The sequence below is a fragment of the Rhizobium anhuiense bv. trifolii genome, from assembly GCF_024346605.1.
Classification (GTDB): Bacteria; Pseudomonadota; Alphaproteobacteria; order Rhizobiales; family Rhizobiaceae; genus Rhizobium; species Rhizobium anhuiense.
Genome location: NZ_CP098803.1, coordinates 2545677 through 2562901, shown reverse-complemented (window position 1 = coordinate 2562901; position 17225 = coordinate 2545677). Strand labels below are relative to the sequence as shown.

Sequence of the window (17225 nt, the reverse complement as noted above, 5' to 3'; positions counted from 1 at the left end):
GAATGAAATGCATATCGTGCGCCTTCCGCCACGCCACGCAGCGGACTAGCTTTTCATCGGCTCCTTTCGAGCCCGCGGAAAAGGAGGCCATTGTGAAACCAGTCATTGCAGAGCGAGGCGAGGCGGTCGCCGAACAGATACCCTCCGTCCGCTGGGCGCTTGCCAGCCTTTCCCTATCCATGCTGCTGCCATCGCTCGGCACCAGCATCGCCAATGTCGGTCTGCCGACTTTGGCGCAGGCATTCGACGCCACTTTCCAGGATGTCCAGTGGATCGTGCTCGCTTATCTGCTCGCCATCACCACCCTGATCGTCAGCGTCGGACGGCTCGGCGACATCACCGGCCGCCGCCGGCTGCTGCTCATCGGCATACTGCTCTTCACGCTGGCCTCAATCCTCTGCGGCCTGGCGCCGACACTCTGGCTGATGATTGCCGCGCGTGCGGTGCAGGGCCTGGGCGCCGCCATCATGATGGCGCTGACCATGGCCTTCGTCAGCGAAACGGTGCCGAAGGCGAAGACCGGGAGCGCCATGGGGTTGCTCGGAACCATGTCGGCGATCGGCACCGCTCTTGGGCCTTCGCTTGGCGGGTTCCTGATCGCCGGGCTCGGCTGGCCGGCAATCTTCCTCGTCAACGTGCCGCTCGGCGTGCTGACCTTCGTTCTCGTCCATCGCTATCTGCCCGCCGATCTCAGCAAGGGGAAGGCGAATCGGACCAGCTTCGATACGATGGGCACGCTGGTGCTTGCCCTGACGCTGTCAGCCTATGCGTTAGCGATGACGATCGGGCGCGGCAGTTTTGGTCCGCTGAACATTGCCCTGCTGCTCACGGCCGTCTTCGGCGCCGGTCTGTTCGTGTTCACCGAGGCGAGAACGGCATCGCCGCTGGTCCGCTTGGCGGTGTTCCGCAACCCGGTGTTCAGCGCCAGCTTGGCGATGAACCTGCTCGTTGCAACGGTGATGATGGCGACGCTGGTGGTCGCGCCGTTCTACCTCTCCCACGCGCTCGGGCTCGATCAAACTCTCGTTGGGCTCGTCATGTCGATAGGCCCTGTCATCTCCATCTTGAGCGGAATCCCGGCCGGCCGCCTGGTCGATCGTCTGGACGCATCATTCGTGGTTATCGCCGGGCTCGTCGCCATGGCGGCGGGCTCCGTCGCCGTGGCCGTGCTTCCCGGCATTACAGGCTATATCGCTGCCATCGCCATGCTGACGCCAGGCTATCAACTGTTCCAGGCGGCCAACAACACCACCGTCATGGCCGACATCAGCCCCGACCAGCGCGGCGTCATCTCCGGCGTGCTCAATCTGTCGCGCAATCTCGGACTGATCACCGGCGCTTCCGTCATGGGCGCCGTCTTCACTTTCTCTTCGGGAGCGCACGATATTGCGGCGGCGCATCCCGACGCGGTTCACTCAGGCATGCGGATCACCTTCGCCGTCGCGGCAGCGCTGATTGTCGTTGCGCTCGCCATTGCGACCGGGACTTGCCGGAGCCGCCGAGCGCTCGGGGAGAGTTAGCCCGACCCTCATCGGCCGCCGAGCGAAACTCAGACCAAGGTCCGATCTGTCCCGGACTTCATGCCGATACCAAAGCTTCGGTCGCTGCAATAGGTTTTGCGGACTTTGGTGGAGTTTGCGGAGCTATTGCTGTGACCAAGATCATTGTTGCGGGGATGATACTTATGCCAGTAATCTTCTGGGGTTCTGTTGGCGTCCTGATATACTCGCACCTCTCGTGAGGGCACTCACCAGAGCAATTCCAGGATCTGTGGCTCCTCGTAGAGGATCGGGCTGCTCGGACGCCGAGGGGCCTGATCGTGAAGGAATGTCTGATGAAAATTTTGGCGGAGAATGCCGCTCAGCTGGAAGGTTGAACCAAGCCAAACTCGCTTCAAGGCTGCAGCGAGAACGTCTTTGCGACGCCGGCTCAGAGGACGGCCACGTGATCTCGTGGCAGCGACGTGACGTCAATCTGCCGCCCGACCCCATTCTTAAGTTAATGGCAGTCGCGTCCTGCTGCAGCCTGTATATCATCTCATCGTCAACGCAAAGGATCAGTGCGACCACGGCAACGCGCAGCTGCCCGCCTAACGTATGGCGAAGTAAAGCTGCGCTTCATATTGTTCATCCGGCGTCGGCATACGGGTTTCAACCAATGGAAATTTCGCGCCGCGCCGTCGCATGACTATGCCGCCAAGGTTTCCTTTTTCTTCGGAAGGGAAAGGCGCCCATTCAGTCGAGCAACTCATCCAGGAAAGCCATGCAAAAAGCTTCAAGCGAATTATCTCCAAATGACTTTGGGCAGTTTCGCTGACTTGTTCGCAAGTGAATATCCCAGCAACGTCGAGATGATTGAAATCGCGCCAAAAGACAATCGTGATTTTTTGGGAGATTGCCCGCGAGCGTCAGGGCGAGCAGAATCATTGGGGCAACAGCAAAACGGAAGCCTGCGATACCGCGCCGATGCTACTGAGACGGCATCCTACCGTTAAGGTAAGGGCGCAATTCCCGAGCGGAAATCGGAAATTATATAACAAAATCAATATGAAATGGCGGAAGAGGTGGGATTCGAACCCACGGTACGGTTTCCCGCACGCCGGTTTTCAAGACCGGTTCCTTAAACCACTCGGACACTCTTCCATCTGATTGAAAAGGTTAAGAAATCGACATTTCGTTGATTTCCAGCAACCGGTCATTGCTGCCGATTTGCGACCCAATCATTCGATGGCTGGCTTTTTAGCAGCTTTGATCGCAGCGTCAACGTGCTCTGCAGCATTTGCCGGCATCTCCGCTATGATGGGCAAATAGCTCGGGAGAGAACCGACCTTCAACCGTTCTTCAGCCTGCGCGAGCCTGTGCCAGTTCCGGCGCAAGGAAGCTGCTGGGCAACCCGGTACTGCTAAACAATTCAACTCTGTTACGACCGTTGTTTTTGGCAATGTAGAGCGCCTGATCTGCACGTTTCTGGACGTCTTGGTCGGTCAGACCCGCTTCCCAAAGTGCCACGCCTGCGCTGACGGAAGGGGTGACCTGATTTCCTTCGAAGACAAGGCTGACGGCGTTTACCGCCTCGCGTATCTGCTCAGCGAGCGCAAAAGCGGAAGATTGCGTTTGGCCGCGAAGAAAGAGGCTGAACTCCTCGCCGCCCAGCCGGCCGAACACGCAGGAAGGGGGGACATTCTGTGCAATTGTCCGAGCAACATTTATGAGAACGACATCGCCTTTGTCGTGCCCGTACATATCGTTCACACGCTTGAAAAAGTCGATATCGATGAGGACGAAGGCGTCTCCGGGGCCGAGGCTTTTCGGAAGCGAATTGAAGAAATGCTGCCGATTGGGAATGCCGGTCAGCATATCGGTATTTGCAAGTCTGGTAAGCTTCTCTTCGGCTCTCTCCTGCACGAGCACGAGCACAAACAGCGCCACCGCGAAATGACAGATGATCAGCAAAAAGAATGCGTAGCGCGGAGGAAGGGGCGCATCGTTCGGAAAGACGAAGCCGACGACCACCAAAACGGAGAGAGACGTCGCCACCCATATGGATGCGGAAAGACCGAGCCGCGCGGTAAGGCGCTCGTGGAAGAAGTCGCGGGCGATCACGAAACCTGACAAGGCAAGCAGGACGGCGGCGCTGCCGTTGAACACCGATGCTCTCAATCCGTTGTTCAAATACCATGGCGTTATCACCGCACTCAGCGTCAGGACGACGGGCAGGAGTAACGGCCACCAGTCTCGTAGAGAGTTTTGACGCCGGCTGAGGCCGAAAAGCCCAACCGCCATGAGCCCATAACCATTGGCGCCGAGTGAAAAACTCCAGAACGTCCTGGCATCGTCGGACATATGAAGGCTCTCATCCAAACCTGCGAGCGTTGATGCGATCGCAAGCAAAGAGAAACTGCCGGCAAGTACGCCAAGCCCTGGCGTCGCTCCGGAGCGCCATCTCACGTAAAAGAAGCAGATTGCTCCGACGATGAAGGAAGACTTATGTAGAAGAAGGACAGTCGCAAGATCCATTGCCGGAACCCGATATGAGATGAGAAGCGGGCTCCGAATAACGGCTAAAATCTACTTTTCAATGAACGCGGAGTGACCTTTAGACGTCAGTATTCGCGGTGCTTCCGCAGACTGGCGATAGGAAGCGTTGAGCGGCCTGTTCCTCCCGCTGGAAATGACTCGCCTTCGCCCCGGCTTGAGCGTTTACTGTGCTATTCTGGCGGAGGACACACACCATGGCCATGTATCTCACGCGCTTCAGCTACACGCCCGAGACATGGGCGCGCATGATCGAAAACCCCGAGGATCGCCGGGAGGCGGCACGCAGCTATATTGAATCCGTAGGCGGAAAGCTCCACGGGTTCTGGTACGCCTTCGGCGAGCATGATGGTTGGAATCTTTGGGAGGCGCCTGATAACGTCGCGATGGCGGCGGTCGCACTGGCTATCGGCGCAGGCGGCGCGCTCAGCGCGATGGAGACCACTGTCCTCCTCAGCGTCGAGGATACGATCGAAGCGTTGGAAAAGGCGAAGTCGGTTCGATATCGTCCACCGGCCGCGTAATAAGCAGGAGCTTAATGCCAGCGAGCCCTCCGCGGCTCTCCGCGTAAAGTCTGAGCCGGGCCGCCGATTGCTCGGTGGCCCGGCCGTTAAGCGTTACTTCGACTTGATGTTTTCCCAGCGCTTCAAGAGGTCGGCATGGGTGTCGGTCCAGCCCTTAACCGCCTCGTCCATTGTCTTGCCGTCGGCGACCGCGCCGGCGATCGCGGTGATATCTGCGAGCGGGAGATATACGCTGGCGATGACTTCGCGCGCATGCGGGTTCTCGGTGGAGAAGCCGCTCTTGGCTATCCAGTTGTAGGTCTGCGCCAGCGGGAATATCGCCTTCGGATCCTTCAGAAACTTGACCGGGTACTTCTGTATCATCCACGACGGCTCCCAGAGCGTCACAGCAATCCATTCCTTTCGGTCGATGGCCGACTTCAATTCAGCCGTCATCGCAGCCGTGCTGCCTTCGACAAGCTGTAGCTTGAGGTCGTAGGCTTTGACCGAGTTGGCGGCATCGCGCATCAGGCCTGAACCCGGTTCGATACCGACGATCTTGCCGCTGAACTTGTCGGCGTTAGCGTTCAACTGCTCCATGGAGTCGATCGGCACATAATTCGGAACCGCAATAGCCTGGTACAGGCCAAACGAAACCGGCGATATCTTCTCCAGCTTCTTCTTGTTCTTGTCCCAATAGTCCTGTGCGACGTAGTCGGTCAGCGAGGCGAGAATCTGGATATCGCCCTTGCTGAGAGCGGCATAGGCGATGCCCCATTCGGAGAACGACACGACCTTGACGGTGTAGCCGGAATCTTCCAGCGCCTTCTTGGTGACACCGCTGATCGCTCCCAGATCTTCCCACTGCATCGTGCCAATGGTGATGGTCTTTTCTTCCGCGTGCGCGGGCAGCATGGTCATTCCGAACATGGCCGCGGCACAAAGCATTTTCCGCAACTTCATCATTTTTTGCTCCTAGTTTTCGTTCCCCTTTTCATGAAACACCAGCGGTCGGCCTGGCCTTCATGATTGCGCGGCGAGGGGTCATCCCTGCGCGCAATTCCTGCAATCAGATCACCGAGTCCCGCTCGTAGCCATCATGGCCACGACCTTGTAGACGGCGAGGCCCACATCTTTCGGGACTTCAGGCATGCCTTGACTTGCGTATGCCTTTAAGATCGATCCCTGGAGGACTGGCCGAAATCGAACTGATTGGCGGGAATTCAACCCTACGGCCTTGATCAAACCGCGGCCATGAATCGATGCGCGTCGTATATGGCCGCGTGGATGTTCCTGCTTGCGACCGCATCGCCAATCCGAAACAGCTGAAACTTGCCACCGGGATTATTGGCAACAACTTGCGGCTTGCCCGCTATGAACGCCCGGTAATCGATTTCACCTTGGTTCCGGGAGAGCGGCTTGAGCGAGAAATAGAGTTCGTCCATCGGCTTCGTCCCGCTTTCGACGACAACCTGGTCCACCTCTTTTTCGACGCAGACCTTGGAATACTCGTCGAAAAGTATGACTGCGATCCGGTTGCCGCGACGTTCGAGGCGCTCAATGCGCAGGTTCAGGGTGATCTTTGCGCCGGCTTTGTTGAGGGCACGGAAATAGGCGGGGTAGCTCGTTGCCCCGATGTCCGGCGCAAGGGTTCGTGCAGGCGTGACAACTTCAAGATTCGAGCCCGCGTCGGCCAGAAACTCAGCGATCGTCATGGCGGGGTGCGAACCGTTGTCGTCGTAGACCAGCACATTTTTCGCGGGCTGAACGCTTCCGCCGAGGATGTCCCAACTGGTCGTCGCAAGCTCCTGTCCTTCCTCAAGACAGTCAACATTAGGCAGTCCGCCCGTGGCAACGACGACGACGTCGGGTTCTTCCGCCACAACGTCACTCTCATCGACGAAGCGATTGTAGTGGAATTCGACGCCGAGGCGCTCGCATTCAGACAAGCGCCAGTCCACGATCCCAAGGATTTCGCGACGGCGTTTCAGTGCCGCGGTTATTAGAATTTGTCCGCCTGCTTTGGATCCAGCCTCAAAAACCGTGACCTTGTGGCCCCGCTCGGCCGCGACCCGTGCTGCCTCAAGACCGCCCGGTCCCGCTCCGACGACCACAATCTTATGCATTGGCCCGTTGGTCTTCCTGATCACATGCGCGAGGCTGCCCTCCCGACCAGTCGCCGCATTGTGCACGCAGGTGGCGTTGCCAGCGGGGTAAATGGAATCGATGCAGAACCCCATGCCGACACAGGGGCGAATTTGATCCTCCTTCCCTTCGATCACCTTGCGGATGATGTGAGGATCGGCAAGGTGCGCGCGTGTCATGGCGACCATATCAAGCTTGCCGCTCGCAATCGCGTGTCGCGCGGTAGCCACATCCTGAATTCTTGCCGCATGAAAGGTCGGTATCTTCACATTCTGACGAACCTCTCCGGCGAAATCGAGATGGGGAGCAGATGCGGTTCCCATGTTCGGAATCACATGACTCAAGGCCTCGTCTTCTGAGACGTGGCCGCGAATGACGTTGACGAAATCGATCAATCCGCCGGCCTTCAATCGACGGGCAATCTCCACCCCTTCGTCTCGCGAGAGCCCTTTATCCCAAACCTCATCGCAAACCATGCGGACGCCGACAATGAATTCGTGACCGATGCGCTTACGGATGGCGGTGAGAATATCGTTCACCAGGCGCATCCGGTTCTCGAGCGAGCCGCCGTATTCATCCTCCCGCTTATTTGTTGCCGGAGACCAAAAATGCGCGATGAGATGCGAGGCGCATTCGAGCTCGATCCCGTCAAGCCCTGCCGCTTTGACCCGCTCCGCACTGTCGGCATAGGCTGTGATCACGCGCTCGAAGTCCCAATCCTCCATCGCCTTGGGATAGGCGCGATGCGCGGGCTCCTGGATGTGGGACGCATCGATTATCGGGAGCCAATCGCCTTTGTTCCAGTTGGTTCGGCTTCCCAGGTGAGTGATCTGAATCATCACGGCAGCGCCGTGGTCGTGAACGTCGTCGGCAAGCTCTCGAAGCCACTTCACGGACTCGTCTTTGTGGAGCTGGATATTGCCGAACGCCTGGGGACTGTCGATGTCGACGACGGACGAACCGCCGATCATCGTCATTGCTATCCCGCCTTTGGCTTTTTCCGAATGGTAGAGACGATAGCGCTCCTTCGGGAGTCCGTCCTCAGTATATCCCGGCTCGTGCGCCGTCGACATCATCCTGTTTCGGAGTGTCAAATGCTTGAGTTGGAAAGGCTGGAGCAATGGATCGTTTGACATCTCAATTGTTCCCGTGACGGCCTATTGTCGTAGTCGCCTGTTCTCCCGACGTCGGGTTCTGGCGGGTGAACGACAATGTCCGGCGAGGGCGTGAGGCCGTAAAGGGCAAATAAATTCATGGAAGTATGAGGCAGGATGGATAAAGACCGGATCGGCCGGCAGGTGAGTGGGTGATCGTCCTCCAGGCTTGTTGACCACGCGAACGATAAGGTGTTTCGCTTCTTGCCGGTGCGCAGTCTTGCACCGTGTGACGGAGATTCCGTGCGCTGCAATTTTCGAACGGCGAAGAACTCGAAACCATGAGTCATGATAGTCAGTCGTTACGACGGACAATTCCCTCCCTCCACAGCCTGATCCTGTTCGAGGCTGCGGCGAGATATCTGAATTTTTCGAAAGCCGCCGCGGAATTGTCCATCACTCAGCCTGCGGTCAGCCACGGGATCCGACAACTCGAGTCGTCTCTCGGCCACGCGCTTTTCGTCCGGGAAAGGCGGGCGTTAAGCCTGACAACGCAAGGCCAACGCCTCTATTCGGCGGTATCGGGGGGATTTGCGTCGATCGCCGAAATGCTTGACGATATCGCCGGCATGCCTCGCCGAGACACCCTCGTCATCAGCGCCTCGACGGTGATGGCAACAGAATGGCTGATGCCGCTGCTGCCGGAATTTCGCCAAGTCCATCCCGACTTGATGATTGACCTGCGATGCCTGGACCGCGATCCAGCGATGACGACGAGCAACATCGATGTTCACATTCGGCTCGGCGATGGAAACTGGCCGGATTGTGATGCCATTCCGCTGTGGAACGAGGAAATATTGCCTGTTTGCAGCCCGGTTTATCAGGCGAAGAGCAAGCCTCTGTCACTTGCCAGCGATATACTGTGCCATCGGCTTATACACTACGTTGACCCGTATCGCTTCAGGATCGGTTGGGCCGACTGGTTGCGGGCTACAGGCGTCGGCGCTCCGCCGACCTTGCCGACATCGCTGCAGGTTAACGATTCCCTTGTCGCGATGAAGGCTGCTGAAAATGGCGAAGGCATCGCGCTCGGTTGGCGACCTCTCATTGATCGTCCCCTTCGAGAAAACCGCCTCGTCATTGCTCTTGACCGCACCCTGAAGACAGGGAGGCGTTTCTATGCGGTAACGCCAAGTGCCCCGAACCGCAGAAAGGTCGCCCTGATTTTCAGGGACTGGCTGGCGAACCGTTTTGAAGGTCTTTGAGGCGCGCGTGTCGTTCCCGCCCTTGGCGTGATTCCGGAGGGGATGCTGCGCATAGACGCAATTCCAACGGCTTTGGGAAGTGGCAGCTAGCGCCCGTCGGATCCAAGGCCCTTCGGACCGTTGAGCTGGTTCATATCCTCGCAAAGAGAACGAACCGCCTCCATCGTCACGGCGAGTGCCGACATCAGGATCGAGATGTCGTTGTCTTTATCTGGCTGGGAAAGCGCGCGAGATCGAGCGTGCAACTGTTGGCTGACCGTGTCGAGCTGCAGAATGGTTTCATTATTCATGGTGATCCTCCAAAGGTCTAAACCTTCAAAGCTCCCGGCGGGCATTTCGTTCCATTATGGCAATTGGTGACGTGACTTAGCCGTTTGGTTTGCGCAAGGGCGGAAGCCGCATGTAGTAGGAGTCCAGGGGGTCGTAGGATCCCTTCGGTTCACCCTTGCCGGGCTTGACCAGATTGGGCGCCAGTTTTCCCTCCGGCCCGAAAATATAGTCAATGCCGGCGCAGAGATGGGCGAGAGAGCGGTAGTTGAAGTGTTTAAACCAGTCGTTCGCGAGGAAGGCGGCTTCGTCCCAGGCCTTTCCGCGGAGACGATCATATCCGGCCTGCTGCAGAAAGGCCTCGCCTGTCCTCGTATTGATGCTGGCGCCGAGGCACAAATTGCCGGCGATCAGCGACAGCCTGAGCACTCTGATGGTTTCGGCATCCTTGTTCGGTAAGGGCTTCAGGGCCTGGGCAAGATAGAAATTCGTCGATGGATCATTGGTCATCGTCTTGCGCCAATAGCCGGGGAAATCCTCCGCGGCGGCGCCGACGGCCGATGAGGCGGTCATTATGACCAACACAATCAAGCTTTTGACAATTCCGCCCACGGCAATCCCCCAACCCTGCGCACAGAATGCATAGCGTCCTTTCGCCTGATGAGGCAAGGTGACGCCGCGTAGTTTGGGAAGCTTGCGCCGCCTGTGCCAATCCAGGCTTTTCGGGCATCGGAAGCGGGCTTGCGTTTACCATATGCCCCGCATCGACACGAGGATTTCGGACCTTGTTGCGGCGGCGGAAGGGCAGGGCGGAGAGGTCCGCGTTAGTGATTTATAAACCATAATCATTAGAATTGTCGCTATCGCTGCGAAATCGTTCGTAAATTTGCCACGAACTTCGCATGATTAAAGTCTCGTTAGGCGGGTGGGGATAAGGCGTTATTGGCCCAGGATGGGGCAAGGTTCCTTAACCATAACGATCTTTGAGCGGCGTGGGACATATGAAACTGGAATACGGGGCGGCGTCTTTCGCAACGACAGCACGGTGGCTGGCGATCTCGGCGATGTGTGCAACGGTTGCGGCATGCGGCACGACACAGGCGGTGCCGAAGAAGAAATTCCACGGCAAAGAATATTTCTCCGAATCCGAATATGGCGTGAAGGCAAGTCCGCGCGTCGCCACCGGCAACAACATCCCCAAGGGCGGCGGCCGCTACATCGTCGGCAATCCTTACGAGGTGAAGGGCAAGTGGTATTATCCGAAGGAAGACTTCGCCTATAACAAGGTCGGCGTCGCCTCCTGGTATGGCTCGGCCTTTCATGGGCGCCTGACGGCGAACGGTGAAGTCTACGATCAGATGCATCTTTCCGCCGCGCATCCGACCTTCCCGCTGCCGAGCTATGCGCGCGTCACCAATCTCGAAAGCGGTTCCTCCGTCATCGTGCGCGTCAACGATCGCGGCCCGTATCACGAAGGCCGCATCATCGACCTTTCCAACAAGACGGCCGACATGCTGGATCTGCAGCACAGCGGCACCGGCAAGGTGCGAGTGCAATATGTCGGCCGCGCCCGCATGGACGGCCACGACATGCCCTATCTGATGGCGTCCTACGTGCCGAAGGGCAGCCGCATTCCCGGCGTCAATCCGGAAGGCCAGATCGCAACCGGCGTGATGGTCGCCTCCAACAGCCGCAAGATCACCCGCGATCAGTTGCAGAGTTCGGAAGATTATGAGACGCCGGCCAACGTGCCGGTACCGATGTCGGCCACTTCCTATGCCGGGTCGACGCCGAGCGCACGCTACAATGCGGCCCCCGTCGCAGCACCCGCTTTGGCAGCGCCCGCCCATGTTCTGGTAGCGCCATCAGCACCATCCGCCACCAATGCCGCTCCGTCCTTCGACCAGATGGTCGTGTTGCCGGAGATCGGCCCCATGCCCTACGAACGGCCGCTGGGGTCTCTCGCGCTCGGCTACCAGAACGAGGATGTGAAGACCGTGACGGTCGATCTCGCCTTCGACGCTGTGATGGTGCGCAATGACGGGCTGACGCAGGAGTCGATCCTTGCTGCGACGAAGCGTCATCAGGCAAAATCCGCCGCGCGCTGAGCGCGGCAATTGCATCGAATTTCCTCTCGCTCTAACCTCCTGAAATACGCCCCCTGATCGATGGGAATTCTTGATGCTGAAGCCTTTGCTTCGTCTGCTTGTATGCATCATGCCGCTCTCCACCGGCGCATTTGCAGCCGATAGCGGTACCGCCGGTTTCGCCACCAAGGCGGCGCAGGCCTATATGATCGAGGCCGCCACCGGCACGGTGCTTCTCGCCAAGAACGAGGACCAGGGCTTTTCGCCGGCTTCGCTCGCCAAGCTGATGACGATGGATCTCGCCTTCGAGGCGGTGACGAAGGGGCAGATCACGCTCGATACCGAATATCCCGTTTCCGAATATGCCTGGCGAACCGGCGGCGCGCCATCGAGGACGGCAACGATGTTTGCCAGCCTGAAATCGCGCGTGCGCGTCGAGGACCTGATCAAGGGCGTCGCCATCCAGGGCGCCAACGACAGCTGCATCATCCTGGCCGAAGGCATGGCCGGCAGCGAGCAGCAATTTGCCGTGTCGATGACACGCCGCGCCCGTGAACTCGGCATGGAGAAGGCTGAGTTCGGCAATTCCACCGGGCTCCCCGACGGCAAGAGCAAGGTGACGGCGCGCGAGATGGTGACGCTTGCGGCCGCCCTGCAGCAGTCTTATCCCAATCTCTATCCCTATTTCGCCCAGCCGGATTTCGAGTGGAACAAGATTTTCCAGCGCAACCGCAATCCGCTGCTCGGGCTCGATCTCGGCGCCGACGGGCTTGCCACCGGCTTTACCGAGGGCGAGGGTTATTCGATCGTCGCCTCAGTCCAGCGCGATGGCAGGCGGCTGTTTCTGGCGCTTGCCGGCATCGCTTCCGACAAGGAGCGGACGGAGGAGGCCAAGCGAGTGCTCGAATGGGGACTGACGGCCTTTGAGGACCGGCAGATCTTCGGTGAGAAGGAAGTGATCGGCGCCGCCAGCGTCTATGGCGGTACGGCGCGTACCGTCGATCTCGTCGCCAAGGCGCCGGTCAGCGTCTATATTCCGATCAGCAATCCCGATCGGCTGTCGGCGCGCATCATCTATCACTGGCCGCTGACGGCGCCGGTCGAGCCGGATACCCAGGCAGGGGTGCTGAGGATTTTCGCAGGCAGCCGGCTGCTCCGAGAAGTGCCGCTTTATACGATGCAGGCGGTCGGCGAGGGCTCGCTCAGCAGCCGGGCGGTCGACGCCATGCTGGAACTCGGCGAATCGCTGTTCTTCTCCTGGCTCTGGGACAAGTCGGCACCCGGCTGAGCGGCCACTTTCTGGTGCAATTTGCCGGGAAAGGTGAATATGTCGCCGCGACGAAAGGTTTTCCTCCCTGACATCTTCGGATAGATAGATGGAGCACGGCGCGTGCGGCGCCTGGAATGCGGGAAGTTGTCATTGTCATCCGGTACGGGATTGTTCGTTACGTTTGAAGGCGGGGAAGGCGCGGGGAAATCCACGCAGATCCGCCGCCTCGCCGAAGCGTTGAAGGGCGAAGGTCACGACGTGCTGATGACGCGCGAACCAGGCGGATCGCCGGGCGCGGAGGCCGTGCGCCACGTGCTTTTGTCAGGGGCTGCCGAAGCCTTCGGCACGCGGATGGAGGCGATCCTCTTTGCCGCGGCGCGCAACGACCATGTCGAAGAGGTGATCCGGCCGGCGCTGGCCGCCGGCAAGATCGTGCTCTGCGACCGTTTCATGGATTCATCCCGCGTCTATCAGGGCATAACCGGCAATCTCGAGCCGGATTTCATCGAGACGCTGCAGCGCATCGCCATCAACGGCGTCATGCCGGATTGCACCGTGATCCTCGACATCCCCGCCAAGATCGGGCTGGAGCGGGCGCAGAAGCGCGCTCCAGCCGACGGTCCCGACCGCTTCGAGAAGGAGCGGCTCGAAACGCATGAGAAACGGCGCGAGGCCTTTCTCGACATCGCCGCCCGCGAGCCGGAGCGCTGCCACGTGGTCAACGCCATGCAGAGCGAAGAGGCGATCGCTGCCGAGATCCTGGCGATCGTCCAACAACTCAAGTCGCCCGCCGACCGTTTGCGAATGCCGGAAGCCGCCCATCATGAGTGAAGCCCATCATGAGTGAGGAAAGGCCCGGACTGCTCGACGGCGCCATCTGGCCGGGAGAAAATACCAGGCTGTTCGGCCATGAGGAGGCGGAAGCCTTCCTTGCGCAATCTTACCGCTCCGGCAAGGGCCACCACGCCATCCTGATCGAGGGCCCGGAGGGCATCGGCAAGGCGACGCTCGCTTTCCGCTTTGCCAATCACGTGCTATCGCATCCCGATCCCGAGCGAGCGCCTGAAATGATCGGCGATCCGGACCCTGCCTCTCCCGTCAGCCGGCAGATCGCCTCCGGCGCCTCGCACAATCTGCTGCATCTTGCCCGGCCGGTGGACGAAAAGACCGGCAAGGTGAAATCGGCGATCACCGTCGACGAGGTGCGCCGCGCCGGCAAGTTCTTCTCGCAGACCTCGGGCACCGGCAACTGGCGGATCGTCATCATCGATCCGGCCGACGACATGAATCGCAATGCCGCCAACGCCATCCTGAAGATCCTGGAAGAGCCGCCGAAGCGGGCGCTGTTCCTGGTGCTTTCGCATGCGCCGGGACGGCTGCTGCCGACGATCCGCTCTCGTTGCCTGCCGCTGAAACTGGCGCCGCTTGCCGACGCCGCGCTGGTCGCGGCCCTTGACCATCTCGGCATATCAGGCGAGGGCGGGGCGGTACTTTCGGCCGCCAAGGGCAGCGTCGGCGAGGCGTTGAAACTCCTGAACTACGGTGGCGGCGAGATCATTGCCGCCTATGATGAGATGCTTTCCGCCCAAGGACCGACGGCGCGCAAGGCGATGCATCGGCTGGCCGACGCGCTTTCGGGCAGGGAAAGCGACACGATCTTCGATTTCTTCGTCAGCCATGTCGGCGACGATATCATGAACCGCGCGCGGGCGGCAGCAAGCGAGGGGCAGATCACAGCTGCGGAGCGGCTGGCTCGGCTCTATTCGGACATTACCGAGCGGCTGACCGTTTCCGACGCCTATAATCTCGACCGCAAGCAGACGATCATCAGCATTCTCGCCGATATCAAACAGCCGGGCCTCTAGAGCGGTTCAGCGTTTAACGGAAGCGCAGAACCGCTCTATCCTTTTGTTTTGACGCAATTCCCGGCAAAACCGCTTCGCGCTTTGCCTGGGAAAACCGCTTCGCACTTTTCCTGGAATTGCTCTAGGTCAGCAGCTTGCCTGCGACCACTGCTAGCGTGGCGGCGAGCACGATGCGGATGGTGCGCTCGTGCAGCTTCGGCGCCAGAAGGCTGCCGATAATGATGCCGGGGATAGAGCCGATGAGCAGGGCAGACAGCATTGGCCAGTCGATCTCGCCGATCAGCCAATAGCCGGTGCCGCCGATCAAGGTCAGCGGCACCGCATGGACGATATCGGAACCGACGATCTCGCGCACATCGAGCCTGGGATAGAGGATCAGCAGGATCGTCACCCCCAGCGCACCGGCGCCGACCGAGGTCAGGGTGACGAGGACGCCGAGCAGGAATCCGAGAATGACGGTAAGGGCGAGGATGGTTGCCGGCCGCGGCGGCGTGCGGTCGCCGATGGCGCGGCGCGCAAGCTGGAGTATCGGACCTCGGAAGACCAGCATGATGGCGGTCATGACGAGAAGCCAGCCCAGCGCGGTGGTGATCGTATTGGTGACGCCGATGCTTTTGCGGTCGACGCCCGCCAACAGCCAGAGCATCAGCAGGGCGGCCGGCACGCTGCCGACGGCCAGACTGCCGACGATCTTCCAGTTGACCCGCCCATGCATGCCGTGAACGGCAGTCCCCGCCGTCTTGGTGATCGCCGCATAGAGAAGATCTGTGCCGACGGCGGTGGCCGGATGGACGCCGAAGAGCAACACCAGCAGCGGCGTCATCAGCGAACCGCCGCCAACGCCGGTGATGCCGACGAGGGCGCCCACACACAGGCCGGAAAGCGAATAGAGCGGCTCGAATGTCAAACAGGCGCCCCTGTCAGCGCGCAGCCACGACAATTCCGATAGATGAAAACTGCCACTTCGTTTTGTCCCGCCCTCTTTTCCATGACGGGTAGATGGCGGCAGAAGCGGAGTCAAGTTCACCACGCCAGCGTCCGGGAAATCATCGACAGCTGGAAAGTTGAGGTTTCGCTCGACGGTGACATGCGCTAAGAGCGGCTGACCATTTTTATAGAGTTAGCCGGACATTGGCCTCCATGACAGACAAGACACCCTTCTACATCACCACCGCGATTTCCTATCCCAACGGCAAGCCGCATATCGGCCATGCCTATGAGCTGATCGCGACGGATGCGATGGCGCGCTACCAGCGTCTAGACGGCAAGGATGTGTTCTTCCTGACCGGCACCGACGAACATGGCCAGAAGATGCAGCAGACGGCGCGCGGCGAGGGGATTACCGCGCAGGCGCTTGCCGACCGCAACTCCGGCGAATTCCAGGCGATGGCAACGCTGCTCAACGCCTCGAACGATGATTTCATCCGCACTACGCAGGAGCGTCATCACGAGACGTCGCGCAACATCTGGAACCTGATGGCCGACAATGGCGACATCTACAAGGACAGCTATGCCGGCTGGTATTCGGTGCGCGACGAGGCCTATTACCAGGAAAACGAGACGGAGCTGCGCGCCGACGGTGTGCGCTACGGGCCGCAGGGCACGCCCGTCGAATGGGTGGAAGAGGCAAGCTATTTCTTCAAGCTCTCCGAATACCAGGAGAAGCTGCTTGCTCATTACGAGGCGAATCCCGACTTCATCGGTCCGGCCGAACGCCGCAACGAGGTGATCTCGTTCGTCAAGTCGGGGCTCAAGGACCTCTCGGTCTCGCGCACGACCTTCGACTGGGGCATCAAGGTGCCGAACGATCCTGCCCACGTCATGTATGTCTGGGTCGACGCGCTGACCAACTACATTACAGCGACCGGCTATATAGAAGACAGGAACGGCCCGCGGGCGAAATACTGGCCGGCCGACGTGCACATCATCGGCAAGGACATTATCCGCTTCCACGCCGTCTACTGGCCGGCCTTCCTGATGTCGGCGAAGCTGCCGCTGCCGAAGCGCGTCTTCGCCCACGGCTTCTTGCTCAACAAGGGCGAGAAGATGTCGAAGTCGCTCGGCAACGTCGTCGATCCCGTCAATCTGGTGAACCATTTCGGCCTCGACCAGGTGCGTTACTTCTTCCTGCGTGAAGTCTCCTTCGGCCAAGACGGCAGCTACAGCGAAGAGGCGATCGGCACGCGCATCAACTCCGACCTCGCCAACGGCATCGGTAATCTCGCCAGCCGCTCGCTGTCGATGATCGTCAAGAACTGCGACGGCAAGATCCCGGAATGCGGGACGCTCAGCGACGAGGACAAGGCGATGCTGGCCCAAGTGGACGCGCTGCATGCATCGACGCGCGAGGACATGGGCAAGCAGCAGATACACCGGGCGCTCGCCTCGATCATAGCAGTCGTCTCCGAGACCGACCGTTATTTCGCCGGCCAGGCGCCCTGGGCGCTGAAGAAGACCGATCCGGAGCGTATGGGCACGGTGCTCTATGTGACGGCCGAAGTCGTTCGCCAGATCGCCATCCTGCTGCAGCCCTTCATGCCGGAATCATCGGGCAAGCTGCTCGACCTGGTTGCCGCACCCGCTGACAAGCGCGACTTCGCCGCCCTCGGCGAGGCAGGCCGTCTCGTTGCCGGAACGGCTCTCGAAGCGCCGACCCCGGTCTTCCCGCGCTACGTGGCTCCGGAGGCTTGAAGCC

15 protein-coding genes and 1 tRNA gene are annotated in these 17225 nt (G+C 59.8%); 8 read left to right on the top strand and 8 right to left on the bottom strand.

All coding sequences use genetic code 11. The annotated features are described in order from the left end of the window. Positions 1-92: 92 nt before the first annotated feature. Positions 93-1520, top strand: a complete 1428-nt coding sequence (locus NE851_RS21375) for an MFS transporter (protein WP_254957436.1) — start codon at positions 93-95, stop codon at positions 1518-1520. 569 nt (positions 1521-2089) lie between these two features. Here NE851_RS21375 and NE851_RS21370 read toward each other — a convergent pair. From NE851_RS21370 to NE851_RS21360, 3 genes are all read right to left on the bottom strand, one after another. Beyond that, a complete protein-coding gene (locus NE851_RS21370; RefSeq protein ID WP_028758518.1) occupies positions 2090-2278 on the bottom strand; it encodes a hypothetical protein in 189 nt (62 codons plus the stop codon). 274 nt (positions 2279-2552) lie between these two features. Further along, positions 2553-2642: transfer RNA gene (locus NE851_RS21365), tRNA-Ser, on the bottom strand. A 198-nt stretch (positions 2643-2840) separates the two neighbouring features. Continuing rightward, complete coding sequence (locus tag NE851_RS21360; RefSeq protein ID WP_047615229.1) at positions 2841-4016, bottom strand: GGDEF domain-containing protein; 1176 nt, start codon at positions 4014-4016, stop codon at positions 2841-2843. A gap of 215 nt (positions 4017-4231) precedes the next feature. Here NE851_RS21360 and NE851_RS21355 point away from each other — a divergent pair, with 215 nt between their 5' ends. Then, complete coding sequence (locus NE851_RS21355; protein WP_028758516.1) at positions 4232-4558, top strand: GYD domain-containing protein; 327 nt, start codon at positions 4232-4234, stop codon at positions 4556-4558. A gap of 93 nt (positions 4559-4651) precedes the next feature. Here the strand turns inward: NE851_RS21355 and NE851_RS21350 are convergent, their stop codons facing one another. Continuing rightward, positions 4652-5503, bottom strand: a complete 852-nt coding sequence (locus NE851_RS21350) for a glycine betaine ABC transporter substrate-binding protein (RefSeq protein ID WP_254957431.1) — start codon at positions 5501-5503, stop codon at positions 4652-4654. 275 nt (positions 5504-5778) lie between these two features. Further along, entirely contained in the window at positions 5779-7818 is a 2040-nt protein-coding gene (locus NE851_RS21345) for an NADH:flavin oxidoreductase (RefSeq protein ID WP_168333042.1), read from the bottom strand. A 299-nt stretch (positions 7819-8117) separates the two neighbouring features. Between NE851_RS21345 and NE851_RS21340 the strand changes: the two genes are divergently transcribed. Further along, entirely contained in the window at positions 8118-9041 is a 924-nt protein-coding gene (locus NE851_RS21340) for a LysR substrate-binding domain-containing protein (RefSeq protein WP_254957427.1), read from the top strand. A gap of 86 nt (positions 9042-9127) precedes the next feature. On the opposite strand, the gene NE851_RS21335 is transcribed toward NE851_RS21340, so the two are convergent. Together NE851_RS21335 and NE851_RS21330 are read right to left on the bottom strand one after the other, a co-directional pair. Continuing rightward, a complete protein-coding gene (locus tag NE851_RS21335) occupies positions 9128-9331 on the bottom strand; it encodes a hypothetical protein (RefSeq protein WP_127431776.1) in 204 nt (67 codons plus the stop codon). Positions 9332-9407: 76 nt separating this feature from the next. Continuing rightward, complete coding sequence (locus NE851_RS21330; protein ID WP_244604882.1) at positions 9408-9881, bottom strand: hypothetical protein; 474 nt, start codon at positions 9879-9881, stop codon at positions 9408-9410. A 428-nt stretch (positions 9882-10309) separates the two neighbouring features. On the opposite strand from NE851_RS21330, the gene NE851_RS21325 reads away from it, so the two are divergent. From NE851_RS21325 to NE851_RS21310, 4 genes are all read left to right on the top strand, one after another. Then, a complete protein-coding gene (locus NE851_RS21325; protein ID WP_127431775.1) occupies positions 10310-11416 on the top strand; it encodes a septal ring lytic transglycosylase RlpA family protein in 1107 nt (368 codons plus the stop codon). Between the two features lie 73 nt (positions 11417-11489). Next, positions 11490-12683: a D-alanyl-D-alanine carboxypeptidase family protein gene (locus tag NE851_RS21320; protein ID WP_127431774.1), complete on the top strand. Its 1194-nt coding sequence runs from the start codon at positions 11490-11492 to the stop codon at positions 12681-12683. A gap of 132 nt (positions 12684-12815) precedes the next feature. After that, positions 12816-13496 carry a dTMP kinase gene (gene tmk / locus NE851_RS21315; protein WP_028757350.1) on the top strand — a complete coding sequence of 227 codons (681 nt, stop codon included), beginning with the start codon at positions 12816-12818 and terminating at the stop codon, positions 13494-13496. An 8-nt stretch (positions 13497-13504) separates the two neighbouring features. Beyond that, positions 13505-14530, top strand: a complete 1026-nt coding sequence (locus NE851_RS21310) for a DNA polymerase III subunit delta' (protein WP_127431773.1) — start codon at positions 13505-13507, stop codon at positions 14528-14530. 121 nt (positions 14531-14651) lie between these two features. On the opposite strand, the gene NE851_RS21305 is transcribed toward NE851_RS21310, so the two are convergent. Next, entirely contained in the window at positions 14652-15437 is a 786-nt protein-coding gene (locus NE851_RS21305) for a sulfite exporter TauE/SafE family protein (RefSeq protein ID WP_028758508.1), read from the bottom strand. A 233-nt stretch (positions 15438-15670) separates the two neighbouring features. On the opposite strand from NE851_RS21305, the gene metG reads away from it, so the two are divergent. Continuing rightward, a complete protein-coding gene (metG, locus tag NE851_RS21300; RefSeq protein ID WP_028757353.1) occupies positions 15671-17221 on the top strand; it encodes a methionine--tRNA ligase in 1551 nt (516 codons plus the stop codon). Positions 17222-17225 lie beyond the last annotated feature (4 nt).

Bases quoted from the DNA above. Each gene is read 5' to 3' on its own strand.
- NE851_RS21355 (WP_028758516.1), top strand. From the start codon at position 4,232: ATGGCCATGTATCTCACGCGCTTCAGCTACACGCCCGAGACATGGGCG.
- metG (WP_028757353.1), top strand. From the start codon at position 15,671: ATGACAGACAAGACACCCTTCTACATCACCACCGCGATTTCCTATCCC.
- NE851_RS21335 (WP_127431776.1), bottom strand. From the start codon at position 9,331: ATGAATAATGAAACCATTCTGCAGCTCGACACGGTCAGCCAACAGTTG.
- NE851_RS21325 (WP_127431775.1), top strand. From the start codon at position 10,310: ATGAAACTGGAATACGGGGCGGCGTCTTTCGCAACGACAGCACGGTGG.
- NE851_RS21345 (WP_168333042.1), bottom strand. From the start codon at position 7,818: ATGTCAAACGATCCATTGCTCCAGCCTTTCCAACTCAAGCATTTGACA.
- NE851_RS21320 (WP_127431774.1), top strand. From the start codon at position 11,490: ATGCTGAAGCCTTTGCTTCGTCTGCTTGTATGCATCATGCCGCTCTCC.
- NE851_RS21310 (WP_127431773.1), top strand. From the start codon at position 13,505: ATGAGTGAGGAAAGGCCCGGACTGCTCGACGGCGCCATCTGGCCGGGA.
- NE851_RS21330 (WP_244604882.1), bottom strand. From the start codon at position 9,881: ATGACCGCCTCATCGGCCGTCGGCGCCGCCGCGGAGGATTTCCCCGGC.
- NE851_RS21360 (WP_047615229.1), bottom strand. From the start codon at position 4,016: ATGGATCTTGCGACTGTCCTTCTTCTACATAAGTCTTCCTTCATCGTC.
- NE851_RS21340 (WP_254957427.1), top strand. From the start codon at position 8,118: ATGAGTCATGATAGTCAGTCGTTACGACGGACAATTCCCTCCCTCCAC.
- NE851_RS21350 (WP_254957431.1), bottom strand. From the start codon at position 5,503: ATGATGAAGTTGCGGAAAATGCTTTGTGCCGCGGCCATGTTCGGAATG.